The following is an 18,679-nucleotide window of genomic DNA, read 5'->3' as shown; positions in this document are numbered from 1 at the left end:
GGGATTCATGAGTGCGTTGCCGCGCCGGTTTCCTTCACGATCCACTGGCTGAATGCGCGCATGGCCGGCGTCGCCGTTTTGCCCTTTTGCGCGGTGAGCCAGTAACTGCCCGCCTCGACCTCGATGTCGAACGGGCGCACGAGCCGCCCGGCGGCGAGATCGCGTTCGAACATCGAAGCCGGTGCGAGTGCGATACCCGCGCCTTGCATCGCGGCCTCCACCATCAGGCGCGACGAATCGAACACCGGTCCGCGCACGGGGCGCGGCGCGAGCCCGGCGGCTTCGAACCAGAGCGTCCAGTCATCGGCGCGATAAGAGCGCAGCAACTTTTCGTTGGCCAGACCGGCGGGCGTGCGCAGTCGCTGGGCGATGTCGGGCGAGCAGAGCGCCGAGAGCGGCGCGTCGAACAGCTTCGTGGCGCGCGAGCCCGGCCACGTGCCGTCGCCGAAGCGGACCGCGAAATCGAGCCCTTCCGCCGCGAGATCGACGAGATTGTTGTTCGTCATGATGCGCAACTCCACGAACGGATGCGCGTCGTGAAACGACTTCAGGCGCGGCATGAGCCAACCGACCGCGAAGGTGCCCACGGCGCCCACGCTCAGCACCTCGTGGAAGTGACCGCCCTCGAACTGCCGCAGCACGGCTTCGATGCGATCGAACGCGTCGGTGAGCACGGGGCGCAATGCGAGCCCTTCGTCGGTGATCGCGAGACCGCGCGGCAGGCGCTTGAACAGCGTCGCGCCCAGGCGCTCCTCGAGCGTGCGGACCTGCTGGCTCACCGCCGCCTGCGTGACGTTGAGCTCGATCGCCGCGCGCGTGAAGCTCAGGTGGCGCGCGGACGACTCGAAGGCGCGCAACGCATTGAGGGGCAGATACGGTCGCATGTGAGAGGTATAAGTTTTTCTATGGGATAGGGCAATTTATCATCGTTTGTCGCCGGGCGGCGGACACGCGATAGTGGCGGCTCTACAAGGAGAATTCATGATCACGCGGCGCAGATTCACAATGACGATGTTCGGCGGTGCCATAGCTGGCATTGCATCGCAGGCGTTTGGCGCACAGGCGGCGGCGCCCGCCGGCGCGCTCGAAAACGAGCTTGCCGCCATCGAAGCGCAAGCGGGCGGCCGGCTTGGCGTGGCGATGCTCGATACGGCGAACGGCCAGACGCGAGGCTGGCGCATGCACGAGCGCTTTCCGATGTGCAGCACGTTCAAGCTGCTGCTGGCCTCGGCGGTGCTGACGCGCAAGGATCGCGGCAAGGAAGACCTCGCTCGCAAGGTCGTCTATACGCAGGCGCAGGTGGTGTCGTATTCGCCCTTGAGCGGTCCGCGCGCGGGTGGCGAAGGCATGACGGTCGCCGAGCTGTGCGAAGCCGCGCTCACGCGCAGCGACAATACGGCGGCGAACCTGCTGCTCGAAAGCATTGGCGGGCCCCCGGCGCTCACGGCTTTCGCGCGCGGTATCGGCGACCCGCTCACGCGGCTCGATCGCAACGAGACCACGCTCAACGAAGCGATACCGGGCGACCCGCGCGATACGACCACGCCTGCCGCGATGCTGGCGGACATGCGCGCGCTGTTGCTTGGCGAGCGCCTTTCGGCGGGCTCGCGCGAGCAGCTCATTGCGTGGCTCGTGGCCAACAAGACCGGCGACGCCCGCCTGCGCGCGGGCTTGCCGAAGGACTGGCGCGTGGGCGACAAGACGGGCACGGGCGACCGGGGCACGGCGAACGATATCGCGATCATCTGGCCGGCCGGGCGCGCGCCGCTTCTGGTCACGACCTATCTCACGGGCGCGACGCACGCGAGCCCGGCGCAACGCGACGCGGCGATTGCGAAAGTCGGGGCGTGGGTCGCGAAAATTTGAGGCAAGTTGGGCGTAGTTGCCGGGTATTGCGGGATTTGAAAGGCGGGGTTACTGAATATTAATAAGGTATGCGATCTATTATCTGACCGATCGTTCGCATTCCGGTTGCCCGCACGGCTCGCCGCTTCTTGCTTACACTTTGTTATTTTTGCAACATTGACTTAATTTTTCCGCGCCGTGGTCGTCATACAGGCGACCCCTCACTACGGCGTACCCATGTCACTGCTCACCCGTATCAAGATTGGCCCGCGCCTCGGCGCGGGCTTTGCCATCGTGCTGTTCCTGCTCGCCGCTATCGGCGGCATCGGACTCCTTCAGGCCTCGCGCATTTTCGACGGCACGCGCGCGATAGGGGAAAACTGGCTGCCAAGCGTGGAGACGCTCGGCAACTTGCGCAACCTCGCCCAGGATGTGCGGCGCACGTCACTGCGCATGCTGGTCTCCAATGACGCCAGCGAAAAGGGCGCTCTTCACGACCAGCACGCGCAAACGATTAACCAGGTCAGTGCCACGCTTGACGGCTATTCGAAGCTCGTTTCCTCGGCGCAAGAGCGCCAGTTGTTCGATTCGATCAGCGCGGCATGGTCGCGCTATCTGGACGACGACAAGAAGATCGACGCTCTCGTTTCTTCCGCCGACGGCGGCTCGGCTGATGCACGCGCAACGATTTCGAGCGCTTCGGCCAAGTCGTTTCAGACCGTGATGGATCTCATCAATCAGGACGTGACCCTGAATCACAACGGCTCGACCGCCGAGGTGGCTGCGGCGAAGGTGTCGTACCAGAGCGCGCTTGCGTGGACGGTCGGCCTCATCGTGGTCGCCATCGGTCTGGGCGTCATGATTGCTCTGTTCATCACGCGCTCGATCACGGGGCCGATCGCGCGCGCGGTCGAAGTGGCCGAGACGGTGGCGCGCGGCGACCTGACCGCACGCATCGAAGTGGACGGCAGCGACGAAGCGGGCCAGTTGCTCGGCGCGCTGCGCCACATGAACGAGCGTCTCGTCGACCTCGTGGGCCGCGTGCGCACGGGCAGCGAAGGCATCGCCACGGCGTCTTCGCAAATCGCGGCGGGCAATACCGATCTGAGCCAGCGTACCGAAGAGCAGGCCGCCTCGCTCGAAGAAACGGCGGCGAGCATGGAACAGCTCACGGCGACCGTCAAGCAGAACGCCGATAACGCCACGCAAGGCAACACGCTCGCCGGCCAGGCGTCGCAGACGGCCACGCGCGGCGGCGAAGTGGTGGGCCGCGTGGTCGACACCATGCGCGAGATCGCAAGCAGCTCCGAACAGGTCGCGCAGATCATCTCGGTGATCGAAGGCATTGCGTTCCAGACCAACATTCTCGCGCTCAACGCCGCAGTGGAAGCGGCGCGCGCGGGCGAGCAGGGCCGCGGCTTCGCCGTGGTGGCGGGCGAGGTGCGCACGCTCGCGCAGCGCAGCGCAACGGCGGCGCGCGAGATCAAGGAGCTCATTACCGTTTCGGTCGAGCGCGTGAACAACGGCACGGCGCTCGTGGACGACGCGGGCCGCACGATGGGCGAGATCGTGCAGTCGGTGAAGCGGGTTGCCGACCTGATGAACGAGATCTCGGCCGCTTCGGGCGAGCAGCGCACCGGCATCGAGCAGGTCAATCAGGCCGTGACGCAAATGGACGAAGTCACGCAGCAGAACGCGGCGCTCGTGGAAGAAGCGTCAGCGGCGGCGCAGTCGATGTCCTCGCAGGCGTCGGCATTGCGCGAGCTCGTTTCGGTGTTCAATATCGGCTCGGCGGGCCGGGCGGCAACGGCAAGCGTTGCGTCGATGAAGCCAGTCGTTGCGAGCGCAACGGTCAAGCGTGCCGCGCCTTCGCGGCCCGCGCCCGTGCGTGCTTCGGCGGCGCCCGCCGCGCCCGCGCCGAAGGCGGAGCGTCGCGAGAGCGTTGCAGCAGCGACGTCCGACGACGACTGGCAGACCTTCTAACGTCGCGCGCTCGAAATGACTTCAACGCCCCGGTTTAGCCGGGGCGTTTGTTTTTGCAGGGTCAGCGGCGCTTCAGAGCACGCCCAACACGGACTTCGGTTCGAGAAACGCTTCGAGCCCGAACGTGCCGTATTCGCGTCCGATCCCCGACTGCTTGAAGCCGCCAAACGGCGCGGCGGGCTCATGCGCGAGCGTGTTGACGAGCACGCGGCCCGCTTCGATGCGCGTGGCCACGCGGCGCGCGCGCTCGACATCGGCCGAGAGCACATAGGCTTGCAGGCCGTAGCTCGTGTCGTTGGCGATCTCGATGGCGTGTTCGGTGTCGCGATACGCGATGATCGACAGCACCGGCCCGAAGATTTCCTCGCGCGCGATGGTCATGTCGTTCGTCACGCCGCTAAAGACGGTGGGGCGCACGAACCAGCCTGAACCCACGCCCTCGGGCCGCCCGGCGCCGCCCGCAATCAGCCGCGCGCCGTCGTCGGTGCCGATGCGGATATAGCGCTGCACGCGCTCCCACTGCTTCGCGCTCACCATCGGGCCAACGCTCGTGCGCGCATCGCGCGGGTCGCCTGCCTGGATCTTTGCGACTTCCGCCACGACGGCCGCTTCGAACTCGGCAAGCCGCGCCTGCGGCACGAGAATGCGCGTGCCCGCAATGCACGCCTGCCCGCTGTTCATGAAGCCCGCTTGCAGCGCGAGCGGCACCGCCTCTTCGAAATTCGCGTCGTCGAGCACGACCACGGGCGACTTGCCGCCAAGCTCCAGCGTCACGCGCTTGAGCGTTTCGGCGGCCGTGCGCAGGATCGTCTTGCCCACCGCCGTCGAACCCGTGAATGAGAGCTTCGCCACGTCGGGATGCGCGGCGATGCGCGCGCCCACGGTGTCGCCGCGTCCCGTGACGATATTGAAGACGCCCGGCGGCAGACCGGCCGAGTGCAACGCCTCGGTCACGATGCGTGTCTGGATCGCGCTCATCTCGCTCGGCTTGATGACGGCCGTGCAGCCTGCGGCGAGCGCCGCCGCCAGCTTGCCGCAAATGAAGCCCGCGTCGCTGTTCCAGGGCGTGATGAGCCCCGCAACGCCGAGCGGCTCCATGCTCACCTCGGCCGTGCCGGCGCGCCGCGTGAACGCGTAGCCGTCCAGCACCTTCGCCGCGTCGCTGAGCACGCTGGACGCGTGCCGCGCCATCCAGCGCCCGCGCGAGACCGGTGCGCCGTACTCCTCGACAATCGCCTCGAGCAGCGCATCCTCGCTCGCCGCGACCGCCTCGTGCAGCCGCATGAGCATGTCGATGCGCGCCGCCTTCGTGGTGCGCGAGAACGCCGGGAACGCGCGCTTCGCGGCGGCGACGGCGGCGTTCGCGTCCGCTTCGTCGGCGAGGCGCACGCGGCCGATCACCGCTTCGGTGGCGGGGTTGTAGAGATCGAAAAACGCCTCGCCGTGCGGCGTGACGAACGCGCCGTCGATATAGATCTTGTCGATGATCTGCATGGCTGCTCCAGAAAACGTGGACGATGACGCAAGATAGACCGCTGGCATTGCGTTGACTAGCCGTACAATGGCGCATGACCTGTTGAGCGATTTCGGATAATGAAGACATCGGGCCTGGTGGAACTCGAAGCCGTGCTGGCGGTGGCGCGCCGCCGCAGCTTTCGCGCGGCGGCCGACGAGTTGAGCGTTTCGACCTCGGCGCTCAGCCACGCGGTGGCGGCGCTCGAAGCGCGCATCGGCGTGCGGCTGTTCAACCGCACCACGCGCAGCGTGGCGCTGACCGAGGCGGGCGCGCAGTTCGTCGCGAGCGTTGCGCCCGCGCTCTCCACCATCCGCGACGCGCTCGACCAGGCGGGCGACTTTCGCGACACGCCTTCGGGCACGTTGCGCATCAACTCGTCGACGGGCGCGGCGAAACAGGTCATGCCCGTGCTCATCGCTTTCTTGCAGCGCTATCCCGAGATGAAGCTCGACATCGTCACGGAAGGGCGGCTCATCGACATCGTGGTGGAAGGCTACGACGCGGGCATCCGTCTTGCCGATACCGTGCCGCAGGACATGATCGCGGTGCCGTTCGGCGACCGGCAGCGTTTCGCCGTGGTTGGCAGTCCCGATTATTTCGCGAAACACAAGCCGCCGCGCACGCCCGCCGATCTGAAGCGGCACCGCTGCATACGCAGCCGCATGCCGAGCGGGCAGATCTACCAATGGGAGTTCGAGCGGCGCGGGCAGGCCGTGCGCGTGGACGGCGAAGGCGCGCTCACGCTCGACGAACCGGGCCTCATGCTCGCGGCGGCGCGTGCCGGTCTCGGCCTCACGTACCTGACCGAATGGACCGTGAACGCCGATCTGGAAGCGGGCACGCTCGTGCGCGTGCTGGAGGACTGGACGCCCCCGCTCGACGGTCTCTGCCTTTACTACCCCGGCCGGCGTCATGTGCCGGCGGGCTTGCGCGCGTTGATCGAGACGATACGCGAGCACGCCGATGCGGTGCGCGAGCGGGCCCCCGCGAAACGGCCCACGCGCCCGAAAAATCCCCGGATCGCCCCCAACGCTCGCGCGCGCGAAGGTCGCGGCTAGCGCCGCCGTGTATCTCGACGCGAAACAGATCGACTCTTCCGACCCGACGCTCGTTGGCAAGACGCCGGAGAACACGCCGCACGTGACGGCGAGCCTGTTCGCCGAATATCGCGTGCCGGTGCTCGCGGGCCTTTCGGTGAATGGCGGGATTTATTACGTCGGGCCACGCCAGGTGAACAACGCGAATCAGGCGCAGATCGGCGGCTATACGCTGCTGAGCGCGGGCGCGCGCTATTCGACGCGTGTGTATGGCAAGCGCGTCTCCGTGCAGGCGAATCTGGAGAATGCGGCCAACCGGCGCTACTGGAGCGCGGCGGGGTCGAACCAGTTGGGCGTGGGGCTCGGGCGCACGCTGGAGCTGAGTTCCACGCTGGAATTTTGAGCGGCGATCGAGTGGAGATTGAGCGTTTCAAAAAATCTTCACGCAGGGTCTTCAAAAATGCGCGGGGACTCGATACAATGGCGACCCTTCGAGCTTGGGACGTGACGCTGATGACAGCGTGCCCTCCTCCAGAGCCTGGGCTGAAGGGTTGTACGTAGTGGCAGTGCCGACGTGGTGAAATTGGTAGACACGCTATCTTGAGGGGGTAGTGGCGAAAGCTGTGCGAGTTCGAGTCTCGCCGTCGGCACCAATCAGTATCGGGTTCTCAAAGATACTCAAAAACGAAAATGGCAAGGATCTAGCGGGTTTTTGCCGGTTTTTCGATCAATTCGCCAGCATGGTTGCCATGCCTTCTCGAAGGCAGACAATGCGCGGCTTTCTCTCTTGCATCCGGATTTGATCTCGCGTTCCAACGCGCTTCGTTGCGTCGGATCGATGTCGTTTCTGAGTGCCCCATCTGTTTCGCAATCCAGATTGTTTGCTTCCCGGTCGACAGCATGGTCGATGCGTTCGTGCGCCGTTTTTTCCTGCCTGTGGATTTGACCTGACTGCCGGGGTAAGGGCGTGTAAGGCGCATCAGGGGGAATCCCCCTCAAGAATGACGCCGCACTCGCCGTTACCCCACGTAGGGGGAGTTGTTTGCGTTATGCGAACGACGAACCGACACCTACGCCGCATTGCTCAAAGTCGGGGAAAGTATCCATGCAAATTCAGTCAACCACCTCTGCCACGGCAGTCGCCGCGACGACTGCCGGGACCGCTGCCAGCAGCAGTTCCGCCGCATCGAACGCCAACAATAGCGCCACTTCGCCGACTACGGGCGATGCTTCGTCGACGAGCAACTCTGGTTCGAGCGGCACCTCGGGCACGACCTCGAGTTCTTCAACCTCCCAAAGCGAACGCAGTGGTGGTGGTGGCGGCGGCGGTGGGGGCGGTTCATCGTCGTCGAGTTCCACCACGACCGCGGCCATCGACAAGCTAAAGGCGCTGATCAAGGCGCTCGAAGCGCAACTTGCTGCACTTTCGAAGGGCGGCGGTTCGTCGCAAGCGGTTTCCGGCGCGAGCGGCACCGGCAATAGTGCGAGCGCAGGGGCAAACGGCAACGCGAATGGCAGCACCGCGGGCGGGACGAGCGGCGCTTCGCAGGCGTCCAGCACCGGAGGAGCCAGCAAGTCCAGCCAGGACTCGACGCTTGCCGCAGCCAGCCAGATCGAAGCCGCAATCCAGACGGCGCAAGGCGAGTTGATTCAACTGATGCTCGCGAGCGGACAAAGTACGGGCGGCCTCATTTCCACGACGGCTTAAGCGCCGCGTGTAGTAACCCGCGTGGCTTTCAGGCCGCGCGGGATTTCTGCTGCTGGGTAAATGTGCTGGCGGCGCTGCACGATACTAAGTATATCGAAGTAAACTGGCGGCCAATATGACGTGGCACGCGCAGTGCCGATGCAAGGCATCGCGCGCCAACGTTTGCGCGCCCGGATTCCATGCGCACGATTCTCCAAAAAAATGAATATTACAAAACTTGTGCGCGCAATCACAACGCATAGTCTCCGCTGATCAGACAATCCATTCGTGCCTCGCTGCGTCCATTGCGAGCGTTGCAACGATTCGTGAGTTCTCACATTTTCTGATTATTGGAGCGCCTCGCATGGCAGCAGCACAATATTACGATCAGGTCCAAAAGGCCTATATCGCCTACTACGGCCGGCCCGCGGATCCCGCTGGTCTGGTCTACTGGGCGAACCAGCTCGATCAGGCCGGTGGCGACCTGAACTCGATCATCAACGCGTTCGGTAACTCGCAGGAATCGATCGCGCTGTACGGCGGCGGCAACCTCTATGCCGAAGTCAACCAGATCTATCAAACGCTGTTCGGCCGCGCGGCCGACACCGTGGGTGCGAACTGGTACGTCGAGCAGATCGCGACGGGCAAGATGACGCTCGCCTCGATCGCGCTGGACATCTACAACGGGGCGCAAGGCGCGGACGCCACAGCGCTTCAGGCCAAGCTTGACTACGCCAATGCGTTCACCGGCGCGCTGCTGCAAGACGCGAATAGCGCGGCGGCATACGCGGGCAACGCAGCCGCGGCCGGCGCGCGCCTGGCCTTGGCCGGCGTGACGGACCCGGCTTCGGAACAGTCGGCGCTCAACAACCTCGCGACGACCATTGCGAATATCGGGTCAGGTGCGGTGACGTACCTGACGAGCGGCGCCGATGTCGTGACGGGTTCGAACATCGTCGGCTCGCTCACGCAATACAGCACGGACGGCCGGGGCCCGACGCTGAACTACAACGACGTGATCACGGGTTCGACCGGCGGCGCGAACAACACGCTGACGCTGAACGACGACTACGCGTCGGCCAACGATGTCATTCCGCTCGGCGCTTCGATCTCGAACATCCAGACGGTTGCGCTGCAAACCGCGGGCAACGCCGGCGGTTCTGCCGCATTCGACACGTCGAACATCTCGGGCGTGACGAACCTGACGGTGAGGTCGGCGGGCACCGGCGAAGACAACGTCAAGGCGGCGGCCACGACGAACATCAACGTTTCGCATCTGAACACGGCTGGCGCTGTTCAGACGGCGGGCGGCAACAACGTCACCGTGAATACGTCGGGTGGCGACGTCCAGGTTGGCAACACCTCGATCGCTGGTGCAAACCCGGCGGGCGCAGTCAACGTGAGCGCGGCGAATACCGGTACGGTCGCCGTGTTCGGCGGCACGACGGTCAACGTCAACGATGCCGGTCAGAACAGCACGGTCCAGGTCGGCACCAACGGCTCGGCTGTTTCCGCATCGCAGCCATCGGGTGCGGTGAGCGTCAACGCAACGGGTACGGGTATCGATGTGGCCGTCTATGGCGGCACGGATGTGACCGTGAACAGCGCGGGCGGCAATGCCGCGCATAGCGCGCTCGTGCAGATTGGCGGTATCGAGGGCAATACGGTTTATGCGCCGACCGGCAACGTCACGGTGAACGTGAACCAGGCCGCGGCGGTGCAGTTCAGCTACGCAACGGATTCCCATTCGGGCAATGACGCCGGGGTCGAAATTCTCGGCGGCGCGAATGTGTCGGTGACGACGAACGGCGGCAACGTGCTCATCGGCAGCACCGCCACCGACAGCAGCGGCGCACTCCTCGCTGGCGAAAACCCGACGGGCACGATCACCGTTATCGATTCGGCCGCAGCGGAATATGTCGGCATCGTGGGCGGCACCGACGTGTCGGTCACCGCGGCAGGCGACCAGGTGGCCATCGGCGCCCTCGTCAGCGGCGCTGCACCGAGCGGCACCGTTACCGTCAACAACACCGCCGCCGTTGCCTATAACGGCATCCGTGGGATCAACGACGTCAATGAGGGCGTGAGCATCGTTGGCGGCACGACCGTCAACGTCGCGACGAACGCCGGTTACGTGAGCGTGGGCTCGTCAACCGGCGCGGCCGGCTCGGAGGCGACCGGCACGATCAGCGTGACGGATTCGTCCAATGGCGACGTGAACGTCTATGGCGGCACCGACGTGACGGTTGGCGCGGCGGGCGGCACCGTCACGATCGGCAGCGCGAAGGGAGCGCCGAGCGGCGACGTCACGGTCACGCAATCCGCCGTGGCAACCGGCGGCGTGGCGAACTCCGCTTCGACGGTCACCGTGCTCGGCGGCAACAATGTCACGGTCAGCACGACCGGCGGCAGCGTGACGGTCGGCGCGGACGGCACGGCCGCGGCGGGCGCCGTTTCGGTCACCGACACTTACGGCGGCAATAACGTTGACGACATTACCGTTGTCGGCGGCACGACCGTTTCGGTCAACACGACCGCGACCTCGGGCGACATCAATATCGGCTCGGTCCCGGCGAGTGTCGATGCATCCGGCAAGCTCACGAACGCGGCGGACTACGCCACGGGCAACGTGACGGTGGTGAGCGCAACGACCAACGGTTCGTCCACCGTCTACGGCACGGGCGACATCAACGTGACGACCAACGGCGCCACGGCGGTTTCGGTCTCGGGCGGCGACGGCGGCAGCATCACGGACATTCAGGCGACGCTCGCGCAGTCGGGTACGAGCACGCTTTCGAGCGTGACGCTGAACCACGTCGAAGGCCCGACCACGATCACGTCGGACGCGCTCACGTCGCTTACGGTTCTCAACGGGGACTCCGGCGAAAACTACCACGTCATCAACAACACGGCGGGCCACGATCTGGCGATCACGCTGGGCGGCGACGCGACGGCATACACCGGTGCGGTGGACGTGATTCGCGACGACAACGCCGGCGCGGTGAGCGTCACCGACAACGGCGTGGCGTCGGGTGAAGTCGCGCTGATCGTCGCGAGTGCGACGAGCGTGACGGTCAACACGACAGCGGCCGTGGATCTGGCGATCGAAGCGGGCGACGCCCTCACGGCCGTCACGCTGAACAACACGGCCGCAATCGAAGTTTTCGGCACGCAGAACGCCGTCAATCTCGCGAAGGTCGATGCAAGCGGTTCGACGGGCGCGATCGTGATCGGGATCGACCAGAGCACGACCGGCTTCACCGGCGGTGCGGGCGACGACACGGTCGTGCTCGACAACTACGACCTCACGGCGGCCAGCAAGATCGTTGGCGGCTCGGGCGTGAACACGCTGGTGCTCGAAACCGCGCTCGGCGCGCAAGGCACGCTCGCGGCACCGGTCAACCTCGGCACGATCGCGGCGAACTTCGCGAATCTGACGCTCGTTGGCGAAAGCGGCTTCTACGATGCGAGCGCCTTCACGGGCAATCTCACGGCTGTCGATTCGGCAGTGACGTTCGAGAAGGTGGCGGCCGGCACGACGTTGACCGTGCTCGACGGCGCAAGCGTCGACTACCAGTTGAGGAATTCGAGCGGCGCGAACGACAAGGTCACGATCACGATCGGCGCGGACGGCACGGCTGGCACGGGCACGTATTCGCAGTCGGCTTCCGTGAGCGCAACGGGCGTAGAGCACGTCACGATCAACAGCGAAGGCTACGTCGCGACCGGCAACGTCAACGCGATCACGATCAACGACAGCGCCGCCGCGACCCTCACTGTCACCGGCGACGAGAACGTTTCGCTCCAGCTTCAATCGGATGCGGGCACGCTCCTGAGTTCGAGCAGCGTGACCCAGGTCGATGCCTCGGCGGCGACCGGCACGGTGGACGTCTCGCATATCGCCGTGTCTACGGGCGGCGTGACGATCACGGGCGGCGCGGGCGAACTGATCGCTTCGGGCGTTTCCACGTCGATGGAATCGCTCACGCTCAACGGCGCGTACCAGCTCGACGATGTCGTGACGGAAACGATCAACGGCGTGACGTACGCATACACCGTCACGGACTCCACGACGCAAGCGTCGGTGGCCCAGGGGCTGCTCGACGCCATCGTGAACGGCATTGGCCTGAACGGTGCGGCGGTTGCGCCTTTCGTGAACGCGAGCGTAGGCACGGGCGCCAATGCCAACGTCATCACGCTCGCTGCCAACGGCGCCGACATCGCCGCAAGCGATGTGTCGGTCGCGGCGGTCGTGACCACCCCGGTCAATGATGTCGCGGCGGCGAATGCGATCCAGGCGCAGGCAACGCTTCACGTTTCATCGCTGCCGGACACGGACTGGACGGTGTACCTCTCGATCAACGGCGTCGTGATCAACATTCCGACGGGCGATACCGTGCAGGCCGATTGGGTGCTCGTGACCGTGCAGGGGCAGATCAGCCGTAACCCGACGCTTTCCCAGCTTGGCTTGTCCTCTGACTTCGATGTCAACGGAGACCTGGTCATCAAGGGGCCGTCCGACGGTTCGGCGCTGGTTATCGTGCCGAATACCGATTCGGATGGAAATGTCTCGGGCAGCGTCTTCACGATTGCGGGCAGTGCGCCCGGTGCGGCTGCCGTTGTCCAGCAGGACCACCTCGATCTTTCGGCGGGCACCTATGTGGCGGGCGAGACGCTGAGCATCACGATCGCGGGCCAGACGATCACGACGGCGGCACTCACCACGACTGCCGCCGCCGACGCGGCAACGGCGCTTGTCAATGCCATCAACGCCAACAGCGTGCTGGCCGGCGAGCACATCGTGGCTACCGTCCAGAGCGGCACCAGCGTCGTCATCACCGGCGACGCCGCAGGCGACGCGTTCGAGGACAGCGACTCGCTCGTCGGCAACTCCCCGGCGGGCACGGCGGCGGCGCTCCACGCGGGGACCGCAGCCGTGGACGTCATCACGACCGGCGCGGGCGGCGGTGACATCACGATTGGCGAGGGCGGCAGCTACGGCGGCGCGGGCAGCGAGACGGTCAACCTCGCGGCGTCGGGTGCGGTCTCGGACACGATCGTCGCGAACCAGGGCACCGTGGCCGTGTACAACGGCGTCGCGGGCGGCGTGACGGGCTTCGTGGTCAGCGCGAACGCAACGACCGCGGATCACCTGTCCTTCGACGGCGCGGCGGTGAGCGCACTGGCGAACCAGTCGGCGGCGCAGAACGTCGCGTCGTTCGTGGGCGCGACCCTGACCGGTCAGGCGGCGGCCGAGGGCGCGACGCTCGCGAACCTCACGTTCACGTCGGTCAACGGCGTGCTCACGTTCGGCGCGACCGGCACGCACAAGGTCTCGGAGTTTTCGGTCGCGCAACTCATTGCGGCGGCGCAGGCCATCGTCGAATCGCAGCCCGTCGCCACGGTGCTGGCATTCGTCGCGGGCGGCAACACCTACGTCGTGGCGTCGGCACACGCCGGCGGCGCGCTGGCGGACGCTTCGGTCACGGAGTTGATCGGCGTGACGGGGGTGACGGGCCTGGGATCGTCGGCGGCGGCCAACACGATCGTGGTCGACAATTTCGTCACCACGGCGGCGACGTCGGCGAACGCGGGTGACGCGAAGGTCGCCGTCTACGACGAAACCGGCTACAGCCTGGCGCTGCTTGGCTCGGGCGTGCAGAGCGCGGGTACGACGTCCACGACGTTCGCGAACCTGAGCGCGTCGGCCGAACTCGACGTCGCGGCAGGCGCCACGTACGCCCCGGTCATCACGACGCAGGCCGGCGCTTCGGGTTCGAACACCCTGGCGATCGACTTCGCGGCCGGTGCCACCGAGCTCAAGAGCCTGACGGTGAACGGCGATCACTCGCTCGCGATCCACAACGCGGCGGCGGCGACGATCGACGCGCTTGTCGACGCAACGAACACCGTGTCGAGCATCACGGTCGACGGCAGCGGTTCGCTCACGGTCACGAGCCTCTCGGGCACGGCGCTCAAGGCCTTCGACGCGAGCGCGGCAACCGGCATGCTGACCCTGACGGCCGCGCAAGACGGTTTGACGATCAAGGGGTCGCTGGCCGGCGACACGATCGTCGCGAACGGCGCGGCCGACACGATCTCGGTTGGCGACGCCAGCCACGCGGCGAGCGTTGGCGTCACGCTAAGCGCGAACGGCGCAGGCGACACCATCACGCTCGGCGCGGGTGACGGCGTGGTCAGCACGATTGCGGCGGCCGGCGCGGGCGACACGATCAGCCTGTACGGCGGCAGCAATACCGTGGCGGGCGCGTTCAACGGCTCGACGCCGCTGACGGCGCTCGGCCACGGCGACACGATCAACGTGTACGGCAACGCGTCGACGGTCGATCACGTGTGGCTTGGCAGCGCGGCGACCGTGAACATCGGTGCGACAGGCCACACGTTCAACGGCGAACTGGATCTGAACATCCAGGGCGACGTGACGGGCGCAACGTCAAGCGGCGGCTACGCCCAGACGACGGTCAACGCCGTGCTCGCGAACAACGCGACGCTGAACATCACGTTCGGCAACGCCACGACCGAAGCGCTGGCGGGCGGCACCGGTTCCGGTCTGTCCGGTTCGATGGTGAACGTGGCTTCGGCAACGTCGCTGTCGCAGGCACTCGACCTGGCCATTCAGCAGGCGCTCGTGCTCGACCAGACGAGGGATGCGGGCGCGCACACGAGCGTGGTGAACGGCGTGATCGAACTGAACGCCGACACCGGCCTGATCAGCGCATTCGAATACGCGGGCAACACTTACGTCGTGGAAGCCGTCAACACGAGCAAGAGCGCCGGGGCGGCGCATGCCGCGCTCGGCGTCAACGACGTGGTCGTGGAATTCACCGGCACCTCGACGGTGTCGCTCGCAGGCATGAGCGGCCATACATTGAGCGCGACGGTGGGTGGTGGCTTCATTGCGCCGCCGCCTCCCTGATCGACGCACGCTCAATGCGAGTCTCCCGGCAGTAGAAAAACCCCGCCTCCCTTACAAGGGAGCGCGGGGTTTTTTGTCGGCATGAGCAAGATTGCGCGCGTTGCCGGGTTCCGGCGCGTCGTCATCGGCAAGCCAAAAAAAGAGAGGGGAGACGCGCTCCCCTCTCTTCACTGCCGCCGCTCGCGCATCAATGCGATCGTGCGGCCGCGCTCACTCAGCCAACGTGAACGCCTGTGCCTGCTTGCGTCACGGCCGACGCGCTGGCAACACCGACCAGTTCCACGATGTGAGCCTGGCCGGCCTCCGTGCCGTGGAACACGGCGACGTAGGTGTCCTGACCATCGCTCCAGGCCACGGTGTCGCCTGCCGCCGCCGCTTGCGCGCCCATCACCGCAGTGATGAAGTCAGCGGAGGTGCCGTAGTTCAGCGTCGCAACGATGCCGTTTTCAGCGGCAAGCTCGCCGCCGGCATGGAGCGCGCCGCCTTGCGACTGAAGCACGTCCATCGATCCGAAGTTCGTCACGATGTCTTGCTGGCCCGAGTTCGTGCTCAGCGACAGGACATCGCTGACGTTCAGGCCGTGGCTGCCGAACGTGATGGTTTCGTTGCTGCTGCCTTCCACCACCGTGGTGGCGCCGGTGAAGCCCGACAGGTCCAGGCTGTCCTGGTCCATCGTGACCGTGACCGACTGCGCACCGGCTACCACGCCCGAGCTGCCGGCGAGGTCGCCCTGCACGTTGCTCGCCGTGTCCAGAACCGTGTAGCTCGTGGCGCCCGCTTCCGTCGTGTGGCCGTCGAGGTTGCTGATGGTGTCGGACAAGCTCAGCGAATGGCCGTCGAGATTGAAGCCGTTCGTCGATCCCAGCGTATGCGCTTGCTCGACCGACACGGTTGCATCTTCCGACAGGCCCACCGAGTGTGCGCCGGACACGATGCTGCCCGAAGCGCCGGCGACGATGGCCGCCGCCGTGTCCACCACGTCGTAGCTCGATGCGCCTGCTTCCGTCGTATGGCCGTCGAGGTTGCCGATGGTGTCGACGAGGTTCAGCGCATGACCGCCGAGGCCGAAGTTCGCGGTCCCGTTCAGAATTTCCGCTTGCGCGACCGAAACCGAGGCGTCCGCCGACAGTTCGACAGCGTGCGCGTTCGTCACCACGTCGGCCGACACATGCGCGAGGATGTTCGCCGCCGTGTCCTGGACGTCGTAGCTGCTGAAGCCCGCAACCGTTGCGCCGGTGAGGTTGTCGATGGTGTCGACCAGCGTCAGCGTGTGGCCGTGCACGTCGAAATTCGCCACGCTCTCCAGAGCCTGCGCTTGCGCCACGGTGATCGATGCGTCAGCCGAGAGTTGCACGGCATGCGCGCCGGTCACGATGTCGCTCGCCGCATTGGCGAGAATGTTGGCCAGCGTGTCCTGCACGTCGTAGCTCGTCACGCCGCCCGCGGTCGTGTTGCCGGTCAGGTTATCGATGGTGTCGGCGAGCGTCAGGGTGTGGCCGTTCACGTCGAAGTTCGTCACGTTGGCCAGCGCCAGCGCTTGCTCGACCGAAACCGACGCGTCGGCCGAGAGTTCGACCGCGTGCGCGTTCGTCACCACATCGCCGGCCGCGCCGGCCAGGATGTTGGCCACCGTATCCACCACGTCGTAGCTTGCGAAGCCTTGCGTGTTGCCGGTCAGGTTGTCGATGGTGTCGGCGAGCGTCAGGGTGTGGCCGTTCGCGTCGAAATGCGCCAGGCCCGCGAGAGCCTGCGATTGCGCGACCGAAACCGAAGCGTCAGCCGACAGTTGAACCGCCTGCGCATCCGTCACCAGGGCACCCGAAGCGCCGGCGACGATGTTCGCCGCCGTGTCCACGACGGTGTAGGCCGTTGCGCCCGCAACCGTCGTGTTATCCGTGAGGGCTTCGATGCTGTCGACCAGGGTGAGCACATGGCCGTTCACGCTGAAGCTCGACGTCGCGGCGAGAGTCTGCGCCTGCTCGACCGAAACCGAAGCGTCGGCGGACAGTTCGACGGCTTGAGCGCCCGTCACCACGTCGCTCGTCGCATTCGCGATGATGTTGTCCGCCGTATCGACGACCACGTAGCTCGTTGCGCCAGCGGTGGACGTATGACCGTCCAGGTTGCCGATCGTATCGGCAAGCGTCAGCGCGTGGCCGTTCATGTCGAACGCCGACAGGCTCGCGAGCGCGTCCGCCTGGGCAACCGTCACGACCGCGTCGCTCAGGAGCTCGACCGATTGCGCGCCTGCCACGACGGGGCTTTCAGCGCCCGCAGCGATGTTTTCCGCGGTGTCGAGGATGATGTAGCTCGATGCGCCCGCTTCCGTGGTGTGACCCGTCAGGTTGGCGATGCTGTCGATCAGCGTCAGGCTGTGGCCGCCCAGGCTGAAGCCGTGCGTCGATGCCAGAGCCAGCGCGTCCGACACCGAACCGGTCGCATCGGCCGAGAGTTCGACAGCCTGCGCGCCCGCAACGAGGTCGCCGGCAAGGTTGCTCAGGATGTGCGCGGCGGTATCGGCGACGACATAGGCCGTGGCGCCCGCGACGTCCGTATTGCCCGTGAGGTGTTCGATGCTGTCGACCAGCGTCAGCGCATGGCCGTTCACGCTGAAGGCGGGCGTGGCGGCGAGCGCCTGGGCGTCCGCCACGGAGACGGAAGCGTCGCTCGACAGTTGGACGGCCGTTGCGCCCGTAACGATCGCGCCCGTCGCCGCCGCCAGAATATTGGCCGCCGAGTCGACCACGATATACGCGCCGGTCGGGGGATTGCCCTTCAATTCCGCAACAGTGCCCGTCACCGGATCGCCGCCGGGCGTGCCGCCGTTGTCACCTCCGTTGTCACCATCATTGCCGCCCGTGGAGGGCGTCGTGCCCGAAGCGTATTGATCCACGATCGTCGGATCGGTCAGCACGCCGCCGGCAATCTTGCCGTCGAACTGCGACGGATCGCTGGTCGCCGCCGAGGTCGCGTTGATGTACGACGTGAGGTGCGAGAGCAGGGCTTCGTTCGCCGCGCTGTCGCTCGACACCTGCGAGAGGAAGGTGCGGCCGATGGCGCTTGCCGTGTCGCCGCCGTAGTTCGTTGCACCGGCCGTGAACTGGTGCGCGGCGGCCAACTCGTTCTGGACCGTGGCGATGTCGTCGTTCTGGACGCCGTTGAGCACGGACAGCGCAAGGCTGCCGGCCGTGATCGTGCCGGCCTTCAGCGCCTGGGCGTAAAACTCGAGACCCGCCGCGTCCGGCGCGCGATGCAGCACATTCTGGTAGATCGCCGTGACGAGATCTTCCGCCGATGCGTTTGCGCCATACAGCGCAACGGATTCGGCCGAGGTGGCGAAAGCGTTGATGATGCTGGTCAGATTGCCGTTCTGGGCATCCAGCTGTGCCGCCCAGTAAGTCAGGCCGTCGGCGTCCGCGGGACGGCCATAGTACGCGATGTAAAGTTCCTGGATCTGGTCCAGCGTTGCCTGTGTTGACACGTAGTTGTCCTTATTAGCAATCGGGATTGACTGATGGCTGCATTGATCGACGGCCTGGCATCAGCCGGGCGCGAACAACGTGCGACTCCGCCGGATTGCGCGACCGCTGCCCCGGCCGATGGGGCGTCTGGTCACGTTCAGCTTGCGAAATCGAAAGGAGTGTAAGAAGTTTCGGAACAAAAAGCATGTGACC

At 65.9% G+C, this 18,679-nt stretch carries 10 protein-coding genes and 1 tRNA gene; 7 read left to right on the top strand and 4 right to left on the bottom strand.

Annotated elements, in window-relative coordinates; all coding sequences use genetic code 11:
• Positions 1 to 5: 5 nt before the first annotated feature.
• Complete coding sequence (locus C7402_RS29960; protein WP_116613199.1) at positions 6 to 884, bottom strand: LysR family transcriptional regulator; 879 nt, start codon at positions 882 to 884, stop codon at positions 6 to 8.
• A 97-nt stretch (positions 885 to 981) separates the two neighbouring features.
• Here C7402_RS29960 and bla point away from each other — a divergent pair, with 97 nt between their 5' ends.
• Positions 982 to 1,866, top strand: a complete 885-nt coding sequence (gene bla / locus C7402_RS29955; protein WP_116613198.1) for a class A beta-lactamase — start codon at positions 982 to 984, stop codon at positions 1,864 to 1,866.
• A 216-nt stretch (positions 1,867 to 2,082) separates the two neighbouring features.
• The gene (locus C7402_RS29950; protein ID WP_116613197.1) at positions 2,083 to 3,828 is read left to right on the top strand and encodes a methyl-accepting chemotaxis protein; all 1,746 of its coding nucleotides are present in this window, start codon (positions 2,083 to 2,085) and stop codon (positions 3,826 to 3,828) included.
• A gap of 72 nt (positions 3,829 to 3,900) precedes the next feature.
• Here C7402_RS29950 and C7402_RS29945 read toward each other — a convergent pair whose 3' ends face one another.
• A complete protein-coding gene (locus tag C7402_RS29945) occupies positions 3,901 to 5,322 on the bottom strand; it encodes an aldehyde dehydrogenase family protein (protein ID WP_116613196.1) in 1,422 nt (473 codons plus the stop codon).
• 99 nt (positions 5,323 to 5,421) lie between these two features.
• On the opposite strand from C7402_RS29945, the gene C7402_RS29940 reads away from it, so the two are divergent.
• From C7402_RS29940 to C7402_RS29930, 3 genes are all read left to right on the top strand, one after another.
• The gene (locus C7402_RS29940; protein WP_116613195.1) at positions 5,422 to 6,402 is read left to right on the top strand and encodes a LysR family transcriptional regulator; all 981 of its coding nucleotides are present in this window, start codon (positions 5,422 to 5,424) and stop codon (positions 6,400 to 6,402) included.
• Between the two features lie 7 nt (positions 6,403 to 6,409).
• A complete protein-coding gene (locus C7402_RS29935; RefSeq protein ID WP_244314972.1) occupies positions 6,410 to 6,784 on the top strand; it encodes a TonB-dependent receptor domain-containing protein in 375 nt (124 codons plus the stop codon).
• Positions 6,785 to 6,949: 165 nt separating this feature from the next.
• Positions 6,950 to 7,034 (top strand) — tRNA-Leu (locus C7402_RS29930).
• A 25-nt stretch (positions 7,035 to 7,059) separates the two neighbouring features.
• On the opposite strand, the gene C7402_RS46485 is transcribed toward C7402_RS29930, so the two are convergent.
• Positions 7,060 to 7,380, bottom strand: a complete 321-nt coding sequence (locus C7402_RS46485; RefSeq protein ID WP_133254588.1) for a hypothetical protein — start codon at positions 7,378 to 7,380, stop codon at positions 7,060 to 7,062.
• Positions 7,381 to 7,486: 106 nt separating this feature from the next.
• Between C7402_RS46485 and C7402_RS46480 the strand changes: the two genes are divergently transcribed.
• On the top strand, positions 7,487 to 8,089 hold the full coding sequence (locus C7402_RS46480; RefSeq protein ID WP_133254587.1) for a hypothetical protein: 603 nt from the start codon (positions 7,487 to 7,489) through the stop codon (positions 8,087 to 8,089).
• A gap of 343 nt (positions 8,090 to 8,432) precedes the next feature.
• Positions 8,433 to 15,005: a hypothetical protein gene (locus C7402_RS29920; RefSeq protein WP_116613193.1), complete on the top strand. Its 6,573-nt coding sequence runs from the start codon at positions 8,433 to 8,435 to the stop codon at positions 15,003 to 15,005.
• A 214-nt stretch (positions 15,006 to 15,219) separates the two neighbouring features.
• On the opposite strand, the gene C7402_RS29915 is transcribed toward C7402_RS29920, so the two are convergent.
• Complete coding sequence (locus C7402_RS29915; RefSeq protein WP_116613192.1) at positions 15,220 to 18,486, bottom strand: DUF4214 domain-containing protein; 3,267 nt, start codon at positions 18,484 to 18,486, stop codon at positions 15,220 to 15,222.
• Positions 18,487 to 18,679: the final 193 nt, after the last annotated feature.

Origin of the sequence: Paraburkholderia unamae, assembly GCF_003096875.1 — a bacterium.
GTDB classification, from domain to species: domain Bacteria; phylum Pseudomonadota; class Gammaproteobacteria; order Burkholderiales; family Burkholderiaceae; genus Paraburkholderia; species Paraburkholderia unamae.
This window is presented reverse-complemented; position numbering and strand designations above follow the sequence as displayed.